The 22,248-nt window shown below is 69.2% G+C and carries 23 protein-coding genes and 1 tRNA gene; 9 read left to right on the top strand and 15 right to left on the bottom strand.

Annotation, left to right across the window (positions count from 1 at the left end):
- Positions 1-176 precede the first annotated feature (176 nt).
- Positions 177-1,241 carry a C40 family peptidase gene (locus FYW95_RS17480; RefSeq protein WP_159942187.1) on the top strand — a complete coding sequence of 355 codons (1,065 nt, stop codon included), beginning with the start codon at positions 177-179 and terminating at the stop codon, positions 1,239-1,241.
- 163 nt (positions 1,242-1,404) lie between these two features.
- On the top strand, positions 1,405-2,559 hold the full coding sequence (locus tag FYW95_RS17475; protein WP_159942188.1) for a glycosyltransferase family 4 protein: 1,155 nt from the start codon (positions 1,405-1,407) through the stop codon (positions 2,557-2,559).
- Here the strand turns inward: FYW95_RS17475 and FYW95_RS17470 are convergent.
- The 4 genes from FYW95_RS17470 to coxB all read right to left on the bottom strand — a co-directional run bounded on the left by FYW95_RS17470 (position 2,556) and on the right by coxB (position 7,000).
- Positions 2,556-3,848 carry a L,D-transpeptidase gene (locus FYW95_RS17470; protein ID WP_236567730.1) on the bottom strand — a complete coding sequence of 431 codons (1,293 nt, stop codon included), beginning with the start codon at positions 3,846-3,848 and terminating at the stop codon, positions 2,556-2,558. The genes FYW95_RS17475 and FYW95_RS17470 overlap by 4 nt on opposite strands.
- Positions 3,849-4,055: 207 nt before the next feature.
- Positions 4,056-4,481 (bottom strand): cytochrome c oxidase subunit 4, encoded by a 426-nt coding sequence (locus FYW95_RS17465; protein ID WP_159942189.1) that lies wholly within the window; start codon positions 4,479-4,481, stop codon positions 4,056-4,058.
- A 6-nt stretch (positions 4,482-4,487) separates the two neighbouring features.
- Positions 4,488-6,161: an aa3-type cytochrome oxidase subunit I gene (ctaD, locus tag FYW95_RS17460; protein WP_159942190.1), complete on the bottom strand. Its 1,674-nt coding sequence runs from the start codon at positions 6,159-6,161 to the stop codon at positions 4,488-4,490.
- Positions 6,161-7,000, bottom strand: coding sequence for an aa3-type cytochrome oxidase subunit II (gene coxB, locus FYW95_RS17455; RefSeq protein WP_159942191.1), 840 nt, complete (start codon positions 6,998-7,000; stop codon positions 6,161-6,163). The genes ctaD and coxB overlap by 1 nt, the downstream gene beginning before the upstream one ends.
- A 534-nt stretch (positions 7,001-7,534) precedes the next feature.
- Between coxB and FYW95_RS17450 the strand changes: the two genes are divergently transcribed.
- The gene (locus FYW95_RS17450; protein ID WP_160050561.1) at positions 7,535-7,786 is read left to right on the top strand and encodes a sulfurtransferase TusA family protein; all 252 of its coding nucleotides are present in this window, start codon (positions 7,535-7,537) and stop codon (positions 7,784-7,786) included.
- A gap of 258 nt (positions 7,787-8,044) precedes the next feature.
- Here FYW95_RS17450 and rpsD read toward each other — a convergent pair whose 3' ends face one another.
- The 8 genes from rpsD to FYW95_RS17410 form a co-directional block, all read right to left on the bottom strand.
- Positions 8,045-8,656 (bottom strand): 30S ribosomal protein S4, encoded by a 612-nt coding sequence (gene rpsD / locus FYW95_RS17445; RefSeq protein WP_159942193.1) that lies wholly within the window; start codon positions 8,654-8,656, stop codon positions 8,045-8,047.
- Between the two features lie 316 nt (positions 8,657-8,972).
- Positions 8,973-9,944, bottom strand: coding sequence for a carbohydrate kinase family protein (locus tag FYW95_RS17440; protein WP_159942194.1), 972 nt, complete (start codon positions 9,942-9,944; stop codon positions 8,973-8,975).
- Between the two features lie 186 nt (positions 9,945-10,130).
- Positions 10,131-10,478, bottom strand: coding sequence for a HesB/IscA family protein (locus FYW95_RS17435; protein WP_159942195.1), 348 nt, complete (start codon positions 10,476-10,478; stop codon positions 10,131-10,133).
- 304 nt (positions 10,479-10,782) lie between these two features.
- On the bottom strand, positions 10,783-11,628 hold the full coding sequence (locus FYW95_RS17430) for an ABC transporter ATP-binding protein (RefSeq protein WP_159942196.1): 846 nt from the start codon (positions 11,626-11,628) through the stop codon (positions 10,783-10,785).
- Positions 11,612-12,487, bottom strand: a complete 876-nt coding sequence (locus FYW95_RS17425) for an ABC transporter ATP-binding protein (protein WP_159942197.1) — start codon at positions 12,485-12,487, stop codon at positions 11,612-11,614. Before FYW95_RS17425 ends, FYW95_RS17430 begins: the two co-directional genes overlap by 17 nt.
- A complete protein-coding gene (locus FYW95_RS17420) occupies positions 12,477-13,466 on the bottom strand; it encodes a branched-chain amino acid ABC transporter permease (protein ID WP_159942198.1) in 990 nt (329 codons plus the stop codon). Before FYW95_RS17420 ends, FYW95_RS17425 begins: the two co-directional genes overlap by 11 nt.
- 12 nt (positions 13,467-13,478) lie before the next feature.
- On the bottom strand, positions 13,479-15,032 hold the full coding sequence (locus FYW95_RS17415; protein ID WP_201294906.1) for a branched-chain amino acid ABC transporter permease: 1,554 nt from the start codon (positions 15,030-15,032) through the stop codon (positions 13,479-13,481).
- A gap of 384 nt (positions 15,033-15,416) precedes the next feature.
- Complete coding sequence (locus FYW95_RS17410; RefSeq protein WP_159942199.1) at positions 15,417-16,016, bottom strand: ANTAR domain-containing response regulator; 600 nt, start codon at positions 16,014-16,016, stop codon at positions 15,417-15,419.
- Positions 16,017-16,150: 134 nt separating this feature from the next.
- Here FYW95_RS17410 and FYW95_RS17405 point away from each other — a divergent pair.
- The 4 genes from FYW95_RS17405 (at position 16,151) to FYW95_RS17395 (ending at position 18,313) form a co-directional block, all read left to right on the top strand.
- Positions 16,151-16,224: transfer RNA gene (locus tag FYW95_RS17405), tRNA-Leu, on the top strand.
- Between the two features lie 108 nt (positions 16,225-16,332).
- On the top strand, positions 16,333-16,641 hold the full coding sequence (locus FYW95_RS28315) for a transposase (protein WP_255459581.1): 309 nt from the start codon (positions 16,333-16,335) through the stop codon (positions 16,639-16,641).
- 30 nt (positions 16,642-16,671) lie between these two features.
- A complete protein-coding gene (locus tag FYW95_RS28310) occupies positions 16,672-17,139 on the top strand; it encodes an LAGLIDADG family homing endonuclease (protein ID WP_236567732.1) in 468 nt (155 codons plus the stop codon).
- 214 nt (positions 17,140-17,353) lie between these two features.
- A complete protein-coding gene (locus tag FYW95_RS17395; RefSeq protein ID WP_159942200.1) occupies positions 17,354-18,313 on the top strand; it encodes a DUF1266 domain-containing protein in 960 nt (319 codons plus the stop codon).
- Between the two features lie 249 nt (positions 18,314-18,562).
- Here the strand turns inward: FYW95_RS17395 and pyk are convergent, their stop codons facing one another.
- Entirely contained in the window at positions 18,563-19,996 is a 1,434-nt protein-coding gene (pyk, locus tag FYW95_RS17390; protein WP_159942201.1) for a pyruvate kinase, read from the bottom strand.
- Positions 19,997-20,218: 222 nt separating this feature from the next.
- Here pyk and FYW95_RS28945 point away from each other — a divergent pair, with 222 nt between their 5' ends.
- The gene (locus FYW95_RS28945; protein ID WP_236567743.1) at positions 20,219-20,542 is read left to right on the top strand and encodes a maleylpyruvate isomerase N-terminal domain-containing protein; all 324 of its coding nucleotides are present in this window, start codon (positions 20,219-20,221) and stop codon (positions 20,540-20,542) included.
- Complete coding sequence (locus FYW95_RS28940; protein WP_370462371.1) at positions 20,506-20,808, top strand: hypothetical protein; 303 nt, start codon at positions 20,506-20,508, stop codon at positions 20,806-20,808. Before FYW95_RS28945 ends, FYW95_RS28940 begins: the two co-directional genes overlap by 37 nt.
- A 131-nt stretch (positions 20,809-20,939) precedes the next feature.
- On the opposite strand, the gene FYW95_RS17380 is transcribed toward FYW95_RS28940, so the two are convergent.
- Both FYW95_RS17380 and FYW95_RS17375 read right to left on the bottom strand, forming a co-directional pair.
- Entirely contained in the window at positions 20,940-21,839 is a 900-nt protein-coding gene (locus FYW95_RS17380) for a prenyltransferase (protein WP_159942311.1), read from the bottom strand.
- A gap of 118 nt (positions 21,840-21,957) precedes the next feature.
- Positions 21,958-22,248: group II intron maturase-specific domain-containing protein (locus FYW95_RS17375; RefSeq protein WP_305081063.1), on the bottom strand; the 291-nt coding region annotated here is incomplete at its 5' end.

Genomic DNA, 22,248 nt, shown 5'->3' with positions numbered 1-22,248 from the left:
CCGAGTGCGGTTGCCCCTGACTCACCGCCCCCCCGGCGGTGACAACCGCATCCGGGTCCGGCCGCCCCGCCCTCGTGCCCGTCCCCACACGGGCCGCGCGCCGCAGGACCCGCGCCCCACCCGGTGCATCCCTTGTCCCCGCACGTTCCGCGGACGAGGGGAGAAAGGTGCTACACGTGTCCGCATCCCGCCGCCTCGGGCGACGCACGGCGGTCGTCTCCTCCCTCGCCTCCTGCTCCCTGCTGCTGCCCGGCGCCGTGGCCCACGCCGAGCCCACGGTCGAGGAGGTCCGCGCCGAGATCGAGCGCCTCGAAGAGGAGTACATCACCCTCAACGGGGCCTACAACGAGGCCAAGGAGACCCACGAGGCCGCCGAGGAGAAGCTCGAAGAGGTCCTGGAGGAGATCGAGACCACCCGGGAGAAGGTGGAGGAGCTGGGTCTGGGCGCTCGCCAGCTCGCCAGCAGCACCTACTCCGGCACCGACCTCACCTCCTTCCACCAGCTGATCAACTCCACCGGTCCCGAGAACGCCCTGGCCCACCAGGCCGACCTGGACTACCTCTCCGAGCGCAACGACGGCACGCTCGAGCAGTACACGACCGAGCTGGAGAACCTGGAGGTCCTGGAGGCCGAGGCCGTCGCGACCGAGGAGGAGGCCGCCGAGGCCCTGGCCGAGGCCGAGGAGGCCACCGAGGCCTCCGAGGACGCCATCGCCGAGCAGGAGGCCCTGCTGGAGGAGCTGAGCGCCGAGGAGCGGGCGCAGGCCACCGCCAACGTCGGCCAGACCGGGGCCGACACGGGCACGGCCGGCGGCACCAGCGGCGGCGGCACGGGCAGCGGGGGCGGCACGGGCGGCAGCTACACCGGGCCCGCCTCCGGCAACGCCCGGGTCGCCCTGGACTTCGCCTACGCCCAGATCGGCAAGCCCTACGTCTGGGGCGGCACCGGACCCGGCGGCTACGACTGCTCGGGCCTGACCCAGGCCGCCTGGCGGGCCGCGGGCGTGGTCCTGCCGCGCACCACCTACGACCAGGTCAACGCGGGCCAGCGGGTCTCCTGGGAGAACAAGCAGCCCGGCGACCTGCTGTTCTTCTACCCCGGCGGCAGCGGCCCCGGCCACGTGGGCCTGTACGCGGGTGACAACGTCATGGTGCACGCCTCCACCTCCGCGCGCCCCATCGGCACCGTCACCCTGAACGACTACTACCGCGCCAACTTCGTGGCCGCCGTGCGCCCCTGACCCCCGTGCGCCCCGCGACGCCCCGCGTCGCGGGGCGCACCTGCGCAAGGACCCGAGCTGCACCTTAACGTCGTAGATCACGATAATCCCGACACCTCCCCGCGGGAATCCGGGCGTGTCGCACACCCCCGCCCCCGCCCCACCCCGCCCTAGACTGCCCCCTGTGCCGCGAACCCTGATCATCACCAACGACTTCCCGCCCAAGACCGGAGGCATCGAGTCCTTCGTCCACGAGATGGCCCTGCGCCGCCCCGAGGGCTCCGTCGTGGTCTACTGCTCCTCGCCCGCCCCGGCCGACGCCGCAGCCGACCCGCACTTCGACCTGCGCCAGCCCTTCCCCGTCGTACGCGACGCCGCCCGGGTCCTGCTGCCCACACCCCGTGTGGCCGCCCGGGCCCGCGCCATCGCCGACATGGAGGACTGCGACACCGTCCTCTACGGCGCCGCCGCCCCCCTCGGCCTCCTGGCCGCCGGACTGGGCCGCGACACCCCCGTCAAACGCCAGATCGCCCTCAGCCACGGCCACGAGACCTGGTGGGCCGCGCTCCCCGGCTCCCGCGAGGCACTGCGCCGCATCGGCAGCACCACCGACACCCTCACCTACCTCGGCGAGTACACCCGCCGCCGCCTGGCCCGCGCCCTGACCCCCGACGCCGCCGCACGCATGCGCCAGCTCGCGCCCGGCGTCGACGCCCAGCGCTTCCGCCCCGGCTGCGGCGGCGAGGACATCCGCCGACGCCACGGCCTGGGCGACCGGCCCGTGGTGGTCTGCGTCTCCCGGCTCGTCCCCCGCAAGGGACAGGACACCCTCATCCGCGCCTGGCCCCGGATCCGGGCCGACGTCCCCGACGCCGCCCTGCTCATCGTCGGCGACGGCCCCCACCGCGACCGCCTGCGCGCCGCCGCGCGCGGCATGGACTCGGTGGTCTTCACCGGACCGGTCACCGACGAGGAACTGCCGTCCCACTACGACGCCGGAGACGTGTTCGCCATGCCCTGCCGCACCCGGCGCGGCGGCCTGGAGGCCGAGGGCCTGGGCATCGTCTACCTGGAGGCCTCCGCCTGCGGCCTGCCCGTGGTCGCGGGCGACTCCGGCGGCGCACCCGACGCGGTCCTGCCCGAACGCACCGGCCTGGTCGTGGACGGTTCCCTGCCCGGACCCACCGCCCGAGCCGTCATCCGGCTACTCAAGGACCCCGACCGCGCCGCCCAGATGGGCGCACACGGCCGGGAATGGGTGAGCCGGAAGTGGAGCTGGGAGCACACCGCCGCACGCTTGGACGCCCTCCTCAACGGCTCCCAGGACCTGCCGGACTAGAGGCCCTCGCCGTGCACGGAGCCGGGGGTGCCCGACCCGTCGGTCACCTGCGGCTCCCCCGTGGCGCTGCTGGCCAGCCACTCCTCCCAGGAGCGCTGGTAGAAACCCCACCCGTTGTCCCACTCCAGCTGGCGGTCGGTCCCGGTGGTCTCCAGGACGTCGCCCATCAGCGCCTGGCCGTGGAACCACCGGGCGTCCTCCACCGACATGTTCGTGCACCCGTTGGAGACGTCGGCCGAGCCGATCCGGTCGTTCCAGGGCGCCGCGTGGACGAACTCCCCGCTGTTGGAGGTCCGCACCGCCCACTTCACGTCCAGCTTGTAGTAGTCGGGCGAGTCCTCGGGGATACCCACCGTGGCCGCGTCCATCACCAGCGACTCGTACTTCTCCATGGTCAGGTGGATCCCGGAGGTGGTGGTGTTGAAGCGCTTGTCCGCCTTGCCGTTGCTCACCGGGATGGCGCGCACCACCTCACCGTCGACATCCACCCTCATCTCGTGGTCGGGCACGTGCATCGTCGCGATCATCTCCCGGCCCACGTCGAACTCGATGCGGTGGTTGGCGATGCCGTAGACCCCCTCTGAGGCCTCCACCCCGGCCAGGCGCAGGTCCACGCTCACCCGCTGGTAGGGCTCCCAGTACTCGCGCGGCCGAAACACCGCCATCTGGTCGCCGACCCAGTTCCAGGCGCCCTCGACCGCGTGCTCGGAGGTCACCTCCATCGAGTTCTCGACCTGGGCCTTGTTCCGCACGGGCAGGTCGAAGTTGACGATGACGGGCATCCCCACACCCACGGTGTCCCCGGTGGCGGGGAAGTTGGAGACCAGCTCCAGGCGCCGCCCCGGCTCGGCGGCCAGGGTCCGGAACTCCGCGACGGCCTCCGAGGTCAGCCCCTCGGCGTTCTCGGCGGTCGCGCGCACGGTCACCGCCGACCCCGGGTACATGTTGCCCTCGCTGGTCCAGGAGGCGCCGTCCTCGCTCAGGGTCCCCGGGAACTCCTCCGGCGCACCGGCCCGTTCCGCGGCCTCCCCCTCCAGCGGGGTCTGCTCCACCCGCACCTCGGTGAGGGTGCCCTCCTCCGCCGACACCCGCACCGGGGTGTTGGGCGGCACCTGCTCGGCGCCCTGTTCTGGGGTGATCTCCACCCGCGGCCCGCTCGGCTCCGGACTCGGCGAGGGCTCGGGGCCGGGCCCGGTCTCGGGGGTGGTGGTGCAGGCCGCCGCCGCGAGTGCGACGGCGGCGGTGGCCGCCAGGCGGCGCAGTGCCGCCCGGGAGACTCGTGCCTTCAAGTCAGGACCTCCAGCGTCCTTGCGACGGAGCCCCGAAGCGGACGGTCCGCCGCCCGCGGGGCTCCTGGCTGCTCCGTCCTGTCCAGCAGCCTACCTTTCGTCCCCTACCGCGCCGGCGGGCTCGTGGCCTCACCGGTACGGCGAAGCCCCGGTGCCCGGTCGGGAATCCGACCGGCCACCGGGGCCAGGCGCTGGGGGCACCGCGAGCTAGTGCTGGAACTCCTTGCGGTAGTACTCGAAGATCCAGCCGATGGCGGTGAGGATGATGGCGAAGGCGCCGATGATCACCATCCACCAGCCGATGGCCACACCCACCGCGGTGAAGGCCACGGCCAGCGCCACGAACAGCGGCCACCAGCTGTGCGGGCTGAAGAACCCGTACTCGCCGGCGTTCTCCTGGATCTCGCCGTCCAGCCGCTCCTCCGGGGGGAGCCCGTGGAAGTGCTCACTGCGCCGGGCGGCCTGCCAGATCCAGAAGCCGACCATCCAGCCGAAACCGATGGCGACCACCAGGGCGGTGGTACCGGTCCACTCGATGGTGCCCGTGTCCTGGTAGGACCAGAACACGTACAGGGCGGCGGCAAGACCGAAGAAGGTCGAGACGCCCATGAACAGATAGGCCTGCGTCTTCATGCGCCCCTACTCCTTCGTGGCGCCCACCGGGACGGAGCCCGGGGCCGCGGCGTGCGGGTGGTTCAGGTCGAACGCCGGACGCTCGGACCGGATCCGCGGCAGCGACGTGAAGTTGTGCCGCGGCGGCGGGCAGGAGGTCGCCCACTCCAGCGAGTTGCCGTACCCCCACGGGTCGTCCACCGTCACCAGCGGAGCCCGGCGCGCGGTGACGTAGACGTTCCAGAAGAAGATCAGCGTGGAGGCCGCCAGGACGAACGAGGACACCGAGGAGATCTGGTTCAGCTCGGTGAAGCCGTCCGTGGGCAGGTAGTCGGCGTAGCGGCGCGGGAAGCCCGCGGCGCCCAGCCAGTGCTGCACCAGGAAGGTGCCGTGGAAGCCCAGGAACAGCAGCCAGAAGTGGAACTTGCCCAGCGCCTCGTTGAGCATCCGGCCGGTGAACTTGGGCCACCAGTAGTAGAAGCCCGCGAACATCGCGAACACCACGGTGCCGAACACCACGTAGTGGAAGTGCGCCACCACGAAGTAGGAGTCGGTGACGTGGAAGTCGATCGGCGGCGAGGCCAGCAGCACACCCGTCAGACCGCCGAAGAGGAAGGTCACCAGGAAGCCGATCACGAACAGCATCGGCGTCTCGAAGGAGAGCTGCCCCCGCCACATCGTGCCGATCCAGTTGAAGAACTTCACGCCGGTCGGAACCGCGATGAGGAAGCTCATGAACGAGAAGAACGGCAGCAGCACCGCGCCGGTCGGGAACATGTGGTGCGCCCACACGGTCACCGACAGGCCGGTGATCGCGATGGTCGCCGCGACCAGGCTCTTGTAGCCGAAGATCGGCTTGCGGCTGAACACCGGCAGGATCTCCGTCGCGATACCGAAGAACGGCAGCGCGATGATGTACACCTCGGGGTGGCCGAAGAACCAGAACAGGTGCTGCCACAGGATCGCGCCGCCGTGCTCGGCGTTGTAGACCTGCGTGCCCACCATGCGGTCGGCGCCCAGGGCGATCAGCGCCGCGGTCAGGACCGGGAACGCGATCAGGACCAGGACACTGGTCAGCAGCGTGTTCCAGGTGAAGATCGGCATGCGGAACATCGTCATACCGGGCGCGCGCATGCACAGGCCGGTGGTGATGAAGTTGACCGCGCCCAGGATGGTGCCCAGACCCGAGACCGCCAGGCCCAGGATCCACAGGTCACCGCCCAGTCCCGGCGAGCGCACCGCGTCCGACAGCGGGGTGTAGGCGAACCAGCCGAAGCTCGCGGCACCGCCGGGGGTCAGGAACCCGCTGATGGCGATGAGGCTGCCGAACAGGAACAGGTAGTAGCTGAACAGGTTCATGCGCGGGAACGCCACGTCGGGCGACCCGATCTGCAGCGGCATGATCACGTTCGAGAACCCCACGAACAGCGGGGTCGCGAACATCAGCAGCATGATCGTGCCGTGCATGGTGAACATCTGGTTGAACGTCTCGTTGGAGACGACCTGCATCCCCGGCACGAACAGCTCGGCCCTCATCACCAGGGCCATCACTCCGCCCAGCAGGAAGAAGGCGAAGGAGGTGATCAGGTACATGTACCCGATGATCTTGTGGTCGGTCGACGTCATCCATTTGACGATGAGCGACCCCTTGGGCGCCGGCGCCTTGCCGACGCTCGCGAGAGAGGTGTCCGTCGTGGTCATTACTCTTCATTCTCCTCGGTGCCGGAACCACCGAAGCCGGAACCCTCTTCGTCGGTGTCGCCCTCGGCACCGGCGCCTTCGGCGCCCGAGCCCTCGCCGGACTCCGGCTGCTCCTCGGTCTCGGCGGCCTCGGTCTCGGCCTGGGAGGCGGCCTGCTCCTGCTCGGCGGCCCAGGCGTCGTACTCGTCCTGGGGAAGGACCAGGACGTTGAAGAGCATGCGGGCGTGGTCCACACCGCACAGCTCGGCGCAGCGGCCCACGTACTCGCCCGCGGTCCCCTCGTTGACGTCCACCTGGAAGGCGTTGTCCCGGCCGGGGATGACGTCCATCTTGAAACCGAACTCGGGAACCCAGAACGAGTGGATGACGTCCGGCGAGTGCAGGTCGAAGTGGACCGTCGCACCCTCGGGGAGGACCAGGGTGGTCTGGGTCGACGGGTCGGCGGTGCCGTCCGGGTTGGGGATACCCGTCTCGGAGAAGAGCACCTCCCCGCCGTTCTCCTTCTTGTCGTCGAGGTAGTTGAACTGCCAGGCCCATTGGAAGGCCACGACCTCGATGTTGACGTCCGCGGGCTCGTCGGTGTCCAGCAGGATCGCCTGGTCCCGGGCGGTGAAGAAGAACAGCACCGAGATGACGACGATCGGCAGAACGGTGTAGAGCGCTTCGATGGGCAGGTTGTACCGCACCTGGGGCGGCAGCTGCTCAGAGCGCTTGCGGTGGAAGATGATCGACCAGGCGATCAGCCCCCACACGAGGATGCCGACCGCGAAAGCCGCCACCCAGGAGCCCTGCCAGAGCGAGAGAACACGCTCGGCCTGGTTGGTGATCGGCTCCGGCATGCCCAAACGAGTGAGATCGTTCGACGCGCAGCCGGTCGCGGCCAGCCCCAGCACGGCGAGCGCGGCGCCGCGTGGTGCCCATCGGCGCGGATGGGAGCGCCGATTCTCTTGGCGGGTCGGACTCACGGATTGCCTTCCCAGCGGTGTAGCCCGTGGATCCTCCACGGGCGGCCTGTTTCAAAGCTTTGCAGGGGGAAACATTATCGCGAACCGCCCAGCGCCCCCGCCCGGGGCGTGCCTGGTCAGCGTGTTGCCAGACACTCCGGTGAAAGCACACGGCGGCACGCGGAGCCGGGCCCGTTCGCCCGCGGAGGTCACCCTCCCGGCTGGCTACGGAGCGCGGCCCGGCGTTCCCCCGGACCCTCTGGTCGCCGATCCCGTCCCACCACCCGCGGGGGCGGTACGAACGCGTCGACGAGGAGAGACCAAGGCGAGCGTATCGCTGGGTTTACGGCGCCCTTAACCGGGTTCGCCTTACGGGCCCGATCAGGCCAGGATGGTACCCACCGCAGGACGACGCACCAGGGGTCGCACGTGCCCGAGTATCCACCGCCCCAGCCCCCGACGGTGACCGTGGAGGCCGTGGGCCGCAAGTGCCCCATCCCCATCATCATGCTGGCCGCCCGACTGCACGAAGTGCCCATCGGAGCGGTCATCGCGGTCACCGCCGACGACCCGGCCGCCCGCGCCGACATCCCCGCCTGGTGCCGGATGAAGATGCACGAGTTCGTCACCGAGCAACCCCTGGCGCGGGGTAGCGCGTTTCACATCCGCCGCAAGTACTGACCCCCGACGCCCCGCCCCTCCGAGGCCGCCCGGGAGCCGAAAACCCCACCGTCACGGCCATCCCACGAGTTTCGGTTCCGGTTCGATAACGATTGACGACGCACCGGAACACGCGCACGTCACCAGGCACGCCCCCGGGCCCACCACGGCCGGCCCCTCCCCCGCCGCCACGCCCCGGACACGGCGAAGGGCCGCGCGGACACCTCCGCACGGCCCCCACACGCCCAGACGGCCCCGAGGGGACGGGACCACCCGGCACTAGCGAGCGTAGAACTCCACGACGAGCTGCTCGTCGAACGGCACCGGGATCTGCTCACGCTTGGGACGGTCGGTGACCGCCACCCGCAGGTCCTTGTGGCTCACCGCGAGGTAACCGGCGATCTTGTCGTCGGCGTGCACGCCCTCGGCGGCCTCCACGAACGGCACCATGTTCCGGGACTTCTCCCGGACACTGATGATCTGACCCGGCTTGACCTGGTACGACGGAATGTCGACCTTCTTGCCGTCCACGGTGATGTGACCGTGGTTCACGAACTGACGGGCCGCGTAGATCGACGCCGCCAGACCCGCGCGCAGCACGACCGTCGCCAGACGCAGCTCCAGCTCGGCGAGCATCTCCTCACCGGTACGGCCCGGACGCTTCTTGGCGTTCTCGTAGGTCCGCAGCAGCTGCTTCTCGGTCAGGTCGTAGTACCAGCGCACCTTCTGCTTCTCCGCCTGACGCACCGCGAAGTCGCTGCTGTTGCGACGCACACGACGACCGTGCTCACCGGGCGGGTAGGGACGCTTCTCGAAGTAGCTGACCGCCTTACGGGTCAGCGGAGTGCCGGCGCGCCGGGACAACCGCACCTTCGGTCCGGTGTAGCGCATGCAATGTCCTTTCACAATTCACTCAGGGAATCCCAGGTAAGGCTGGCCTAGATCTGGGAGGCGCTCAACGCGCCCGAGCCCGCCACAGGGCACCACAGGCACACGGGCGGAACGGGTTCCCCACCGTCGCGGCGATCCTCGCGAACGGCTCGGGCTGGGTCGCCGGCACGCGTTTCAGCGCACCGGAGGGCACGGGCCCGCACGGCGGCCACCACCAGACGGCCACCCCACGGAACACACCGGCCACCGGGGCCGGGTCGTGCGAATCGCGACTCCCTACTCTACGGGTTCGCGGACACCACCCCGACCAGCCCCGCTACACGAACGGCTCCACCTCGGCCCGCGCCGCGGCCCCGTAGGAGACCTCCATCCGCGCCAACAGCGACTCCGGCGTCAACGTGTACTCCTGCGGCCCGTCCGCCTCCAGGCAGTGCACCGCCGTGGCGTTACCGACCTGCGCCGCCCGCTCCAACGACAGCCCCCACGAGTGCGCCGCCAGGAAACCCGCCCGGAACGCGTCCCCCATACCCGTCGGGTCCACCAGCTCACCCACCGACGCCGCGGGCACGTGCACACTCGGCTCGCCCGCCCGGTCGATCCGCGCCCCCTTGGCGCCCAGCGTCGTCACCCGGGTCCCCACCCGTGCCAGCACCTCCGCGTCCGACCACCCGGTCTTCTGCTCCGCCAACGCCTTCTCGTACTCGTTCGTGAACAGGAACGAGGCGCCCTCGATCAGCGTGCGCACCTGCGGACCCTCCATCCGCGCCAACTGCTGCGAGGGATCCGCCGCGAACGCGATACCGCGCGTACGGCACTCCTCACTGTGCCGCACCATCGCCTCGGGGTCGTCCGCCCCCACCAGCACCAGGTCCAACCCGCCCACGCGCTCGGCGATCGGCTGCAACTCGATGTTGCGCGCCTCCGACATCGCCCCCGCGTAGAACGACGCGATCTGGTTCTGGTCCCGGTCCGTCGTACAGATGAACCGCGCCGTGTGCCGCAACTCCGAGATGTACACCGCCGACGTGTCCACCCCGTGCCGGTCCAACCAGGCGCGGTAGTCCTCGAAGTCCGCCCCGGCCGCACCCACCAGCACCGGGTTCAGACCGAACCGGCCCATCCCGAAACAGATGTTCGCCGCGACACCGCCGCGCCGCACGTCCAGCTCATCGATCAGGAACGACAACGACAACTGCTGGATCTGCTCGGGAATGATCTGCTCCGCGAACCGACCCTCGAAGGACATCAGATGGTCGGTGGCGATGGAACCGGCAACCGCGATACGCACGGGACGAAGACTCCTTGGTCAGCGGGGATCGGTCAGGAACCGCGAGGGGGCACGGGCGCACACGCCCGACGGACTGCCCCAGGGTATCCACAGCCGCCCCGACCACGCCCGCCGACAACCCCACCCGCCACACCGACCCCACACACCAAAGGGAGGGCGCGCACGCCCTCCCCCCGGCCAGCTCCCCTAGTTGAAGGAGTCACCACAGGCGCACGAGCCCGTGGCGTTGGGGTTGTCGATCGTGAACCCCTGCTTCTCGATCGTGTCGACGAAGTCGATCGTGGCACCGACCAGGTAGGGGGCGCTCATCCGGTCGGTCACGACCTCCACACCACCGAAGTCGCTCACCACGTCGCCGTCCAGGTCCCGCTCGTCGAAGTAGAGCTGGTAACGCAGCCCCGAGCAACCACCGGGCTGAACGGCCACACGCAGACGCAGATCGTCCCGGCCCTCCTGCTCCAGGAGCGCCCTGACCTTGGCGGACGCCTCGTCGGTGAGGATGATCCCCTGGGTGGTCTCGCTCTGAACCGTCATGTCGTAAAGCTCCTCTGAAAGGGGTTGCGGCTGACTGGCGACCCCTCGGTCGCATCCGGGACCGGCCCGCTGCACGGGTCCCGTCCTCTCCAACGGATCCCAACACCCGGCCCCGTCCCGGCATTCCTGCACGGAACCGGCACCGGCGCGCCGCCACCGTGACGTTCCCGCCCCCAGGCCCCGCACGAGGACCCGGACGACGCGCGGCATGCCCGCACCACCAGGGTAATTTGTCCGGCCACCCAGCGCCATCTCCGACCGCCACCGCGCCCCTCCCCCGCCCCGGCCGCACCGCACCCGGACCTCAGCCCTTGGCCAACGTCCCCAGGTACAGCTCGATCACGTTCGGATCGTTCAACAGGTCCGCACCCGTACCCGTGTACGCGTTACGCCCCTGGTCCAACACATAACCCCGATCACAGATCTGCAGGCACCGGCGGGCGTTCTGCTCCACCATCACCACCGACACACCCGTACGGTTGACCTCCCGGACCCGCTGGAAGACCTCCTCCTGGTAGATCGGCGACAACCCCGCCGTCGGCTCGTCCAACAACAGCACCGACGGATCCATCATCAGGGCCCGGCCCATCGCCACCATCTGACGCTCACCGCCCGACAGCGACCCCGCCTTGGCCTTACGCCGCTCCCCCAACAACGGGAACAGCTCCGCCACCACCGCGAACCGCTCAGCGAACGACCGCGGCCGCAGGAACGCCCCCATCTGGAGGTTCTCCTCGATCGTCAACGACGGGAACACGTTCTGCGTCTGCGGAACGTACCCCACACCGCGCTCCACCAGACTGTGCGCCGGCAGACCCGCGATGCTGTCCCCCCGCAGCGTCAGACCGCCCTCACGCACCGGGATCAGACCGAAGATCGTCTTGATCAGCGTCGACTTCCCCGCGCCGTTCGGCCCGATGATCGCCACGACCTCGCCCTCGGTCAGCGTCAACGTGCACCCGTTGAGGATGTTCACCCCCGGCACGTACCCCGCCACCAGGTCACGGGCCAACAACAGGTAGTCCCCCGGACCACCCACCTCCACCGACTCCGCACTCGCGTGCTCCAGCACCTCCTCACGGTGCTCCTGCACGACCGCCGCGTCCCCGGCCTCCGCCGACCCGGGACCCAGGTCACCGCTGTCCGTCATCACCACTCCCCGCCGCCTCCGACGACTCCTCCTGGGCACCCAGGTAGGCGTCGATCACCTGCCGGTTGGACCGGATGTCCGAAGGACGACCCTCCGCGATCACCTGACCCTGCGCCAACACCACGATCCAGTCACTGATCCCCATGATCACGTCCATGTCGTGCTCGACGAACAACACCGTCTTGCCGTCATCACGCAACGACGTGATATGACCCAGCAACGACTGCACCAACGCCGGATTCACACCGGCCATCGGCTCGTCCAGCATGATCATCGTCGGATCCGTCATCAGCGAACGCGCCATCTCCAACAGCTTGCGCTGACCACCGGAGAGCGCACCCGCCAGCTCGTGGCGCTTGTCCACCAGCTTGAAACGCTCCAACAGATCCAGCGCCCGCTCGGTGTTCAACCGCTCCTGGCCCTGCCACACCGGCCGCAGGAACGCACCGGCCATCCGCTCACCGAACTGACCCGGAGCGCCCAACAACATGTTGTCCAGCACCGTCATCCGCGTCAGCGCCTTGGTCAGCTGGAAGGTCCGCACCATCCCCGCACGCGCCACCTGGTGGCCGCGCCTGCCGTTGACCGCCCGGCCCTCGAACGTCCACCGGCCGCCGTCCACCCGGTCGAACCCCGTCAACAGGTTGAACAGCGTCGACTTACCCGCACCGTTGGGACCGATCAACGCCGTGATCGTGCCGCGCTGCACCTCCAGGTGCTCCACGTCCACGGCCCGCAGACCGCCGAACGACCGCCGCACACCGTCCGCCACCAGAATCGGATCCGACTTCGCCGAACCGGGCACCGGCTCCGCACCGGCCATCCGGTCCACGCCGGCGTTCGTCTCGTCACTTGACATTGATCAGCATCTCCTTGCGGTCGCCGATGAGCCCCTGCGGCCGGAACACGATCAACAGCACCAGCAGCACACCCACGAAGGCCAACTGGATCGCGCCGAAGTCCGGACCCGACAGGAACGGCAGCCAGCCCAGGGAACCCATCCCCCGCAGCACGCCGTCCGTGAACGTCATCAGGAACCAGAACGCCATCGCACCCAGCACCGGACCGAACACCCGGCCGGCACCACCCAGCAACAGGATCACCCACAGGAAGAACGTCACCTGCGGCCTGAACTGGTCCGGCTGGATCGAGGCCTGGTACACCGCCAGCATGCCGCCCGCCAGCGCACCGATCAGACCACCCAGCACCAGCACCTGCATCTTGTACGCGAACACGTTCTTGCCCAGGCTGCGGACCGCGTCCTCGTCCTCCCGGATCCCCTTGATCACACGCCCCCACGGACTGTGCATCAACATCCAGGTCAGACCCACCATCAGCAGCACCAGCGACCACGTCACCACCAACACCCACAGGTGGTTGCCGTTGTACGCCAACGGACCGAACCCGTACCGCGCACCCGCGTCGAACGGATTGATCTCCCGGAACCCGGCGGACAGGTTCTGCAACCCGTACACACCACCGGTCAGCGGCTCCGCGAACCCCGCCCGGTACACCAGGCGCAACACCTCCGCCGTCGCGATCGTCGTGATCGCCAGATAGTCCGCCCGCAACCGCAGCGTCGGAATACCCAACAGCAACGCCATCACGAAAGCGCACAACAGGCCCACGCCGAAACCGACCAGCAGCGGCAGCTCGAACACCGCCACACTCACGCCCACACCGTAGGCGCCCATCAGCATGAAGCCGACCTGACCGAAGTTCAGCAAGCCCGTGTAACCGAAGTGGAAGTTCAGGCCGATCGCCGCCAGCGCGTAGATCGCCGCGATCGGACCCAACGCCGACCGGGTGGACTCGGCGAGAATCGAAATGATGTCCATCGTTCGTCTCTCCTAGCCGACCCGCTCGCGCCGACCGAGCAGACCCTGGGGCCTGACCAGCAGCATGAGGATCATCAGGGCCAAAGCCCAGGCTTGCATGAGCTGGGACGGGAACCACAGGGTGGACAGCATCGCCACCAGACCGACGGCCAGACCACCGACCATCGCCCCGTACGCCGTACCCAGACCACCCAGGATCACCGCCGCGAACATCAACAGCAGCAGACGGAAGCCCATCTCGTACTCCACCACCTGGTTGAGCCCGTAGAGCACACCGCCCAGAGCGGCCAGACCGCCGCCCAGACCCCACACGTACAGCGTCACCCTGTCCACGTCGATACCCGACGACTCCGCCAGGTCCCGGTTGTCCGAGACCGCACGCATCGCCTTACCGATCCGCGTGAACTGCAACAGACACGCCACACCCACCAGGACCACGACCGCCACGGCCATGATCACCAGGTCGCGCGGCGCCATCGACACCGGCCCGAACCGCACCAGGTCCTGGATCTGGAAACCCGCGTACCGGCTACGACCCGCACCGAAGAGCACCAGCACCACGTGCCGCAGCACCAGGGCCAGACCGATCGAGACGATGAACATCTGGATCAGGGCCACGTTGCGGTGCCGCAGCGGACGCCACACGTACCGCTCCATCGACGCACCCAGGACGGCGCCCATGACCACCGCCAGCGCGGCGGCCACCCACAACGGCACCTGCCAGCCCACCGCCTCGCCCATGAGCCCCAGAACCGTCGCCAGGGCGATACCCCCGACGATCGACGCCCACTGCGCCACGATCAGCACCGGCCGCGACAACCGCGACTCCAGAAGACCGCCGATCAGGACCGCACCCGCCAGACCGGCGAAGATCGCCAGCAGCGAGTTGCCCAGCCCCACCGCACCGCTGCTGAAGACCAGCGCCATCATCGCGCCGAAGGTCACCATGTCACCGTGCGCGAAGTTGATCAGCTTCGTCGTACCGAAGATCAGCGACAACCCGATCGCGGACACCGCGATCACCAGGCCGAAGAGCAGTCCCGCCGCGGACAGCTGCACGAAGCGGTCACCGAAGGAGCTGCCGCCGCCCGTCGTGGGCTGGAAAGCCTCCTCGTCACCGGCACCGGAATCCTGGTCCCGCGTCTCCTCCTCCGAGGGGGAGGCGGTGGTGTCGTCGGACGCGCCCTGGCGCTCCAGGGCCACGATGAGCGGCCGCCTGTCGTCGGCCTCGACCTCCACCTCGGTCTCGCCGTCGACGATGAGGCCCTCTCGTACGACGAACTCGCTGGGGACGGACTCCTGGTCCACCACGACGCGGTAGGTACCCGGTTCGGGCAGCTCCACTTCCCACATTCCATCAGAGTCGGTCTCCGCCGCCCCGATCTCGTCCTCACCGCCGTAGACCGTGATCACGATGCCCTCGACACCCTGATCCCGGTTGTCCGGGTTGAGAATCCGACCGTGCAGCGCCTCACCGCCCTGTTCGTCTGCCGACGCCACTGGCCCGGGGATCACCAGGATCGCGGTGATCAGGGCGAGCAGCACGGTCACGAGACGTGTGCGCACGCGCGCTCCTTGCGCATCTGAGGGTGGCGGCGCCGAATGCGCGCATTCGACACCGCTGTCCATTGCTGTTCGGTGCGGCGAGTTTAGCCCGATTTAGGCAGATCGTTCAGCATGGCTAAAGCCACGTGATCCAACCGTCACCCCATCGTGTGCAAACGAGATCAAACTGGTACCAGAAGCGAGTTGACCATGGACATCCGTCTCGTTTCCACCCTGCCAAGGTCCTGATCTGCACATTCTCTCCGCACTCTCCGTAGCGAAGTGCCCAGAACCGGGACGGGGTCGCGGGCGGGGCCGGAGCCCCGGCAACGCCACAGGGGCCGCACCCCCGTCGGGAGTGCGGCCCCTGCTTCAGTGCGGCGCGGGTGGGAACGTAAGCCGCGCTTACCCCCTGTTCCCGTTCCCCAGCGTCTCCACGACCGTCTCGGCCACCTTGCGCATGGTCAGGCGGCGGTCCATGGAGTTCTTCTGGATCCAGCGGAACGCCTCGGGCTCGCTCATCCCGTGGCGGCTCTGCAACAACCCCTTGGCCTGCTCGACCAGTTTGCGCGTCTCCAGGCGCTCCTGGAGGCTGCTGACCTCCGACTCCAGCGCGGACAGCTCCGCGTAGCGGGAGGTGGCCATCTCGATGGCGGGTACGAGGTCGGCCTTGTTGAAGGGCTTGACCAGGTAGGCCATGGCCCCCGCTTCCCGGGCGCGCTCGACCAGCTCCCGCTGGGAGAAGGCGGTCAGGATCACCACCGGGGCGATGCGCTCGGCGGCGATGCGCTCGGCGGCCGACAGGCCGTCGAGCACCGGCATCTTGATGTCGGTGATCACCAGGTCGGGCTTGAGCTCCTGGGCGAGACGGACCACGGTCTCGCCGTCACCGGCCTCGCCCACGACGGCGTAGCCGTCCTCTTCCAACATCTCCTTGAGGTCCAGGCGGATCAGGGCCTCGTCTTCCGCGATCACCACACGGCTCTGCGTCCTCGTCACGTACATGAGGTTACCGAGATCCGCTAGGATGCTAGGCGTCGGGACCGGCAATGCGCGTCAATCGTGACACCAACGTTGGCGGAGCGGCGACGGCCAGGCGAATAAGAAAATTCCAGAGAAGGCCTTGACAAAACCTTTTCGCCCTGGTACTCCAATCGGCAGAGAGCGCGAGCTCAAACCTCGTACAGTGTGGGTTCGAGTCCCACCCAGGGCACAAGTTCCCAGAGCCACCCAAGCGGGTGGCTTTTTTCATTTCGGACATATACACCCGCTGTAGTTGGCTGCCCGCGGATTGTCACAAGCGTGGGTCGGCATTCTCGCCATGTACTCCTCACACATCCGCCGCTCAGCGGTTTCCATGATCGACTCTGGTATTTCCTACGCCGAGGTCAGCCGTCGTATGGGAATCAACCGCTCCACCCTTCGCGCGTGGGCGCAGGACCGCTCCCTCATCGACAAGTACCGGGACAGCGGTGAGTGCCCCCGGTGTCGGCCCCTCCCCCGGCCCCCGCGCCCGCCGAGATCTACAGCTACCTCCTGGGCCTCTTACCTCGGCGACGGGTCCATCAGCCCCGCCGGAAACAGGGACAAGGGTGTGTGGCGGTTGAGGATCTTCTGCGGGGACTCCTGACCCGGGCTTCTCCGGGAGTGCCAGGCCAGCATGTCGAAGGGGTCGCCCCACCGCTCCGTCGGAGGGATCACCTGTGTCGGTTGCACCGAGGTCTACAGCGACTGGAAGCACTGGCCGTGCCTCTTCCCCCAGCACGGACCCGGCAGGAAACACGACCGGGCCATCGTCCTGGAGCCCTGGCAAGGGGCAATCGTCGAAGGACACCCCGAGGCGTTCATCCGAGGACTGATCCATTCCGACGGGTGCCGCGTCGAGAACCGGGTCCGCAGGCAGGTCGGCGGCGAGTGGAAGTACTACCTCTACCCCCGCTACGAGTTCGTCAACGTCTCCGAGGACATCATCGGACTGCTCACCGGGGCCCTCGACCATCTCGGCATCCCGTGGAAGCGGCAGATCCGCCGCCAGGCCCCGGGCCGGGGGCGGGACCGGATCGTCGTGTCGGTGGCGCGGCGGGGCGCCGTGGCACGCATGGACGCCTTCGTCGGGCCCAAGTACTGAGGGGAGTCGGACAGACGGGCCGGAACCTCCGTAACTACCCGGCCAGTACCACCCCAAATAGGCCCTTTGTCACTTTATGCCGGGGCAAGCGGGCTGAAGCGGTCACATCACGGCCACAACCTGAGTACAACCCGTCGGTTCCGGCGCCCCGGAGGGCCCGCGTCCCCGATCCTTGAAGAGCCGGACGAGCGAGTTCTCAGGAGAGGAGCAGCGGGTGCTGACCGCGGTCGCCGGAGTCATCGGCGCACTGGTGATCGGTGCCTGGGTCGTGGTGGCCTGGGGATCGGGACGCCGCCAGCCCTGGATGCTGGCCCCCGTAGCGCTGCTCATCGTCCTGCTCGTGGCCGTCGACCAACCGGGGTGGGCGTTCCTGCCCGTGGCCGTGCTGGTGGCGGGGTCCTTCGCCGAACTGGTGATCGGCGCGCGCGAGAACCCCGCCGTGCGTACCAAGGACCCCGACGCCCCGCTGAGTACCGAGCGCTGGGCGGCGGCGGTGGCCGCGCCCTTCCGGGTGGCTCTGGCCGAGCCGTGGGACGTGGTGGCCCGGCCCTCGCTGCGGCGCCGTTACCGGCGGATGCTGGAGCGGCAGTGGGGTGTGACCGACCGGGAGTCGTTGCGGGAGGCCGTGGAGGCCCTGTTCGAGGAACTGCACACGGGGCCGTCGCTGGACCTGGTGGTGGATCTGCGGGCGGGGGTGGCGCGGTCGCGTCTTCCGCAGGAGCAGGGCGGGCACGTGACGGGCGCTCAGGTGCGTCTGTCCGAGGAGCAGGTGGCGCGGTTGCGTGCGGTCACCGGGGTGGCCGAGGCGGACGAGACGGTGCTCATCGGTGCGTACCAGTGGTGGAAGTCGGTGCACGTGATCCGGCTGGTGTGCGGTGGGGCGTCGTTGGACTGGTTGAGTCCGGTGGAGACGCAGACGTTGTTGCGGCGGGTGGCGTCGGATCTGCAGCGGCGGTACTCGTCGTGGGCGCAGTTGTCGACGGCGTTCCACGCGGGGTATCTGCTGTGGCCGGAGAAGGGTGTGGAGGGCGACCACGGGGGGACCGACCGGGTGTGGGCGGCGTTGGGGCTGTTGGCGGAGGATCCGCGTAGTCCGTGGAATCTGCTGCCGTGGGACATGCCGTTGGAGCGGGTGCTGCCGGAGGGTGGTGTGGCCTCGCATCCGGAGCCGTAGTCGCGGGGGCGGTGCCGTCCTTGGCCCTGGTCCCGGTTTCGGCCGGGGTGCGGGGCCTTTGGTGTGTCGGGGCCCGTGGCGGGTGGGGTGTGCGGCCCCGGATATGCGTCGGCCGCACCTGGTCCTGTCCCGGGTTGGGCGGCGTGGCTCATACGCCGTGTGTTCCGGGCAGGACCTGATGCGGCACGTCAGCGGGCGCGGTCTGGGTGGCTGCCGTGGCTGTGGTCGCCGTGGCCGCGCCGGGGTGGGTCAGGGTGTGGTGAGGGCCACGGCGTCGCCGAGGCGGTGGACGCGCAGGGAGTTGGTGGATCCGACGGTTCCGGGCGGGCTTCCGGCGACGATGACGATTTTGTCGCCCTTGTGGTAGTCGCCGAGTTGGAGGAGTTCGCTCTCGACCTGGCGGACCATGTCGTCGGTGTTGTCGACCCAGGGGACGATGTGGCTCTCGACGCCCCAGGTGAGGGAGAGTCGGCCGCGGGTGGGCTCTTCGGTGGTGAAGGCCATGAGCGGGATGGGTGAGCGGTAGCGGGCCAGGCGTCGGGCCGTTTCGCCGGACATGGTGAAGGCGACGAGTGCCTTGGCTCCGACGGTGGCGCCGATCTCGGCGGCGGCTCGGGCGATGGCTCCGCCGGTGGTCTCGGGGACCCGGTTGAGGATGTGCGAGGCCCGCAGGGATTCCTGTTCGGCGGCGCTGACGATGCGGGCCATGGTCTCGACGGTTTCGATGGGGTATTTGCCGACGCTGGTCTCTCCGGAGAGCATGACGGCGTCGGCGCCGTCGAGTACGGCGTTGGCGACGTCGGAGGCCTCGGCGCGGGTGGGCCGGGGGGATCCGATCATGGATTCGAGCATCTGGGTGGCGACGATGACCGGTTTGGCCTTGTCGCGGCAGCGTTCGACGGCGCGTTTTTGCACCATGGGGACGTTTTCGAGGGGGAGTTCGACGCCGAGGTCGCCGCGGGCGACCATGACTCCGTCGAAGACCTCGATGATGTCCTGGAGCCGTTCGACGGCCTGGGGTTTCTCGATCTTGGCGATGAGGGGGACGGTGAGGCCCTCCTCGTCCATGATGCGGTGGCACTCCTCGGCGTCGGCGGGGCTGCGGACGAAGGAGAGGGCGACCATGTCGACCTTGTTGCGCAGGGCCCAGCGCAGGTCTTCTTCGTCCTTGTCGGTGAGCGCGGGGACGCTGACGGAGACGCCGGGGAGGTTGAGTCCCTTGTGGTTGGAGACGGTTCCGGCGACGATGACGCGGGTGTGGACGTCGGTGCTGGTGGTTTTGGTGCATTCCAGCGCGATGCGGCCGTCGTCGATGAGGACGCGGTCGCCGGGGCGGACGTCGTTGGGGAGTCCCTTGTAGGTGGTGGAGACGCGGGTGGCGTCGCCGGGGACGTCGTCGGTGGTGATGGTGAATTCGTCGCCGACGTTGAGGTCGACGGGGCCGTCGGGGAAGGTGCCGACGCGGATCTTGGGGCCCTGGAGGTCGGCGAGGACGCCGACGGCTCGTTGGGCGTCCTCAGCGGCCTGCCGGAGGTTGGCGAGGTTGGCGCTGTGGTCGTCGTGGGTTCCGTGGCTGAGGTTGAGTCGGGCGACGTCCAGTCCCGCGTCGACGAGCCTGCGGAGGGTCTCCGGGCTCGAGGTGGCGGGGCCGAGGGTCGCGACGATTTTTGCTCGACGTGTCACGCCTAACACTCTAGAGCGTTTGGGGGGTGGAGTGGTCTAAACCAGGTTGCGAGTGGGTGTGTGTGAGGTGGCGTGGGGGAGAATGCGGTGACCCTGGGTGAGGTTTTTCGGGGGGTGTGTGGTGGGGGTGCCGGGGGTTGTCGGCTGCGGGCGGAGCGTGTCGTGTTTGAGCGTGGTGTGGTGGTTTCCGCTCTTTCGTCCGAGGTGAGGGCGTTGGAGAGGGTGTTGTCGGGGCTGGCGGAGCAGGAGGCGGTGCTGCCGACGCGGTGCGCGCCGTGGGACGTGGCGGCGTTGGCGGTGCACACGGTGGGTGCGGTGGAGCGGGTTTCGGTGATGTTGGACGCCGGTGTGTCGGAGGGGCCGGGGTCGGGGCCGCTGGTGTCGGCCGCGGGGTACTACGCGCCTGACGTGCGGTTCTCGGCGGCGGTGAACGCGGACCGGGTGGGCGGCGCGGTGGGGGCGGCGGCGTGTCGGGCGGACGCGGCGGAGCCGGGCCGGGTGCTGGGGGCGTGCTGGGCGCGGAGCCGGTGGACCGGGTCGTGGTGACCCGGCACGGGGACCGGATGCTGTTGACGGACTTCCTGGTGACGCGGGTGCTGGAGGCGGTGGTGCACGGGTTGGACCTGGCGGACGCGCTGGGCCGGGAGCCGTGGACGCGCCGGGAGGCGTTGGCGGTGGTGCTGGCGTCGTTGTTCGGGGGTGCTGACCGGTCGGTGGTGGAGGGGGCGCTCTCGGAGCGGGAGGCGGGGTTGGCGGCGGCGCGCGCGGTGACGGGCCGGGCCGTCTCGGGCGGGGGGGGCGCGAGGCGTTAGCGACGGCGGGGGTGCGTTTCCTGGCTCTGGGTTAGCGGGGGCGCCGTCGGGCCGCCGGGGCCGGGGTGGCCCGGCCGGGTGGCGGTAGCGATCGTGGTGCGGGCGTTCGCCTGATCTCTCGTGTCCGGGGGTCAGTGGTCGCGGCGGGGCGGTGGGATGAAGGCGCCGACGCGGCCGTAGGCGCGCAGGACGCGCAGGCGTTGGATGGTGCGCATGCCCTCGCGTTCGATGGTGGCGGCGGTGTCCCAGTGGTCCCCGTTGGCGTCCCAGCCGCCGTCGGGGCGTTGGGCGCGTTCGGTGAAGTCCAGGGCACGGTTGAGCTCGGCGTCGGTGAAGAGGCCGCGGGCGAGGTGTCGGGGGTGGGGGGCCAGGTCGAGGGCGTTGTGGCAGTGCCGGCGGGCGCGGGGTTTGGGGTGGGTGTCGATGACCGCGCGGATCATGGGGTGGAGGCGGTTGACGGCGTTGAGGGCGCGTTGGCGGTCGGGGACGTGTTGGAGGAAGGTGCACACGCCGATGGCCTCGTGGGCTTCGGTCCAGCACAGGGCGTCGACGCGCTTCCAGCAGTAGGCGGTGGCGTTGTCGCGCCAGGGGTGCGGGATGTTGTGTTTGTGCAGGTATCCGGTGATGAGTGCGGTGAGGCCGAGGTCGCTGGTGAAGTCGTCGCGGTGGCGCCACCAGGGTGCTGACTCGGTGTGGCGGACGTTGGGGAGGACGGGGGGGACGCCGCCGTCGGGGTTGGTGACGGTGGTGAGGTAGCGGCAGATGCCGGTGCCGAGGTCGGGTGGGATGGGGCCGAGGTCGTCGAGGTAGCGCAGGGCGATGTCGAGGGCGGCGGGTTGGCTGGCGTGCCCGCGCAGGTCGGGGTCGAGTCCGTTGCCGTAGCCGCCGTCGATGTTGCGGTAGGCGTCCAGGGCGGAGCGGACGGGACCGGTTGGGCCGCTCTGGAAGAGGTGGGCGAAGCGGTGCCGGTCGACGAGGCGGGCGCTGCGCATGGTGAAGTGTTCCGCGGCACGGAAGGAGTCCCAGGTCACAACGGTCATTGGTAGTCAGAGGCGCGGTACCCGTTCCCGGGCCCGTCTCCTCATTCCCCTTTCAATCCGTGCGTGCGGTTTTCCCGCACACGGCTTACCGATAATCTTCTTGACAGGGTTACGCAGCACCCGGATAACGGACCGTGCCACGGAGCCTGTACAGGCCCTGCTGGTTGAACCACTCCTCCGTCCAGGCAGCAGCCTGACCCGGCCGGAGATTGCGCCCACGCTTCTTGACCATGAGTCGACGCAGCCTCCAGACCACCCAGTCATCCACCGCTCTAAACTTGGTGGCGGCGTTCCCGGTACGGAAGTAGGCACCCCAGCCCCTCAGGACCGGGTTGATCCGGGCGATCACCACCCGCACATCCCGACCCATCTGGCCACGGCCGGACCGGTCCCGAATCTT

This window comes from Nocardiopsis sp. FR4, assembly GCF_009830945.1.
In the GTDB taxonomy this organism is placed as follows: domain Bacteria; phylum Actinomycetota; class Actinomycetes; order Streptosporangiales; family Streptosporangiaceae; genus Nocardiopsis.
This window is presented reverse-complemented; position numbering and strand designations above follow the sequence as displayed.

Coding starts and splice junctions, on each gene's coding strand:
- FYW95_RS17465 (WP_159942189.1), bottom strand. CDS start 4,481: ATGAAGACGCAGGCCTATCTGTTCATGGGCGTCTCGACCTTCTTCGGT.
- ctaD (WP_159942190.1), bottom strand. CDS start 6,161: ATGACCACGACGGACACCTCTCTCGCGAGCGTCGGCAAGGCGCCGGCG.
- coxB (WP_159942191.1), bottom strand. CDS start 7,000: ATGCCGGAGCCGATCACCAACCAGGCCGAGCGTGTTCTCTCGCTCTGG.
- rpsD (WP_159942193.1), bottom strand. CDS start 8,656: ATGCGCTACACCGGACCGAAGGTGCGGTTGTCCCGGCGCGCCGGCACT.
- FYW95_RS17435 (WP_159942195.1), bottom strand. CDS start 10,478: ATGACGGTTCAGAGCGAGACCACCCAGGGGATCATCCTCACCGACGAG.
- FYW95_RS17430 (WP_159942196.1), bottom strand. CDS start 11,628: ATGACGGACAGCGGTGACCTGGGTCCCGGGTCGGCGGAGGCCGGGGAC.
- FYW95_RS17425 (WP_159942197.1), bottom strand. CDS start 12,487: ATGTCAAGTGACGAGACGAACGCCGGCGTGGACCGGATGGCCGGTGCG.
- FYW95_RS17420 (WP_159942198.1), bottom strand. CDS start 13,466: ATGGACATCATTTCGATTCTCGCCGAGTCCACCCGGTCGGCGTTGGGT.
- FYW95_RS17410 (WP_159942199.1), bottom strand. CDS start 16,016: ATGTACGTGACGAGGACGCAGAGCCGTGTGGTGATCGCGGAAGACGAG.
- FYW95_RS28315 (WP_255459581.1), top strand. CDS start 16,333: ATGTACTCCTCACACATCCGCCGCTCAGCGGTTTCCATGATCGACTCT.
- FYW95_RS28310 (WP_236567732.1), top strand. CDS start 16,672: ATGTCGAAGGGGTCGCCCCACCGCTCCGTCGGAGGGATCACCTGTGTC.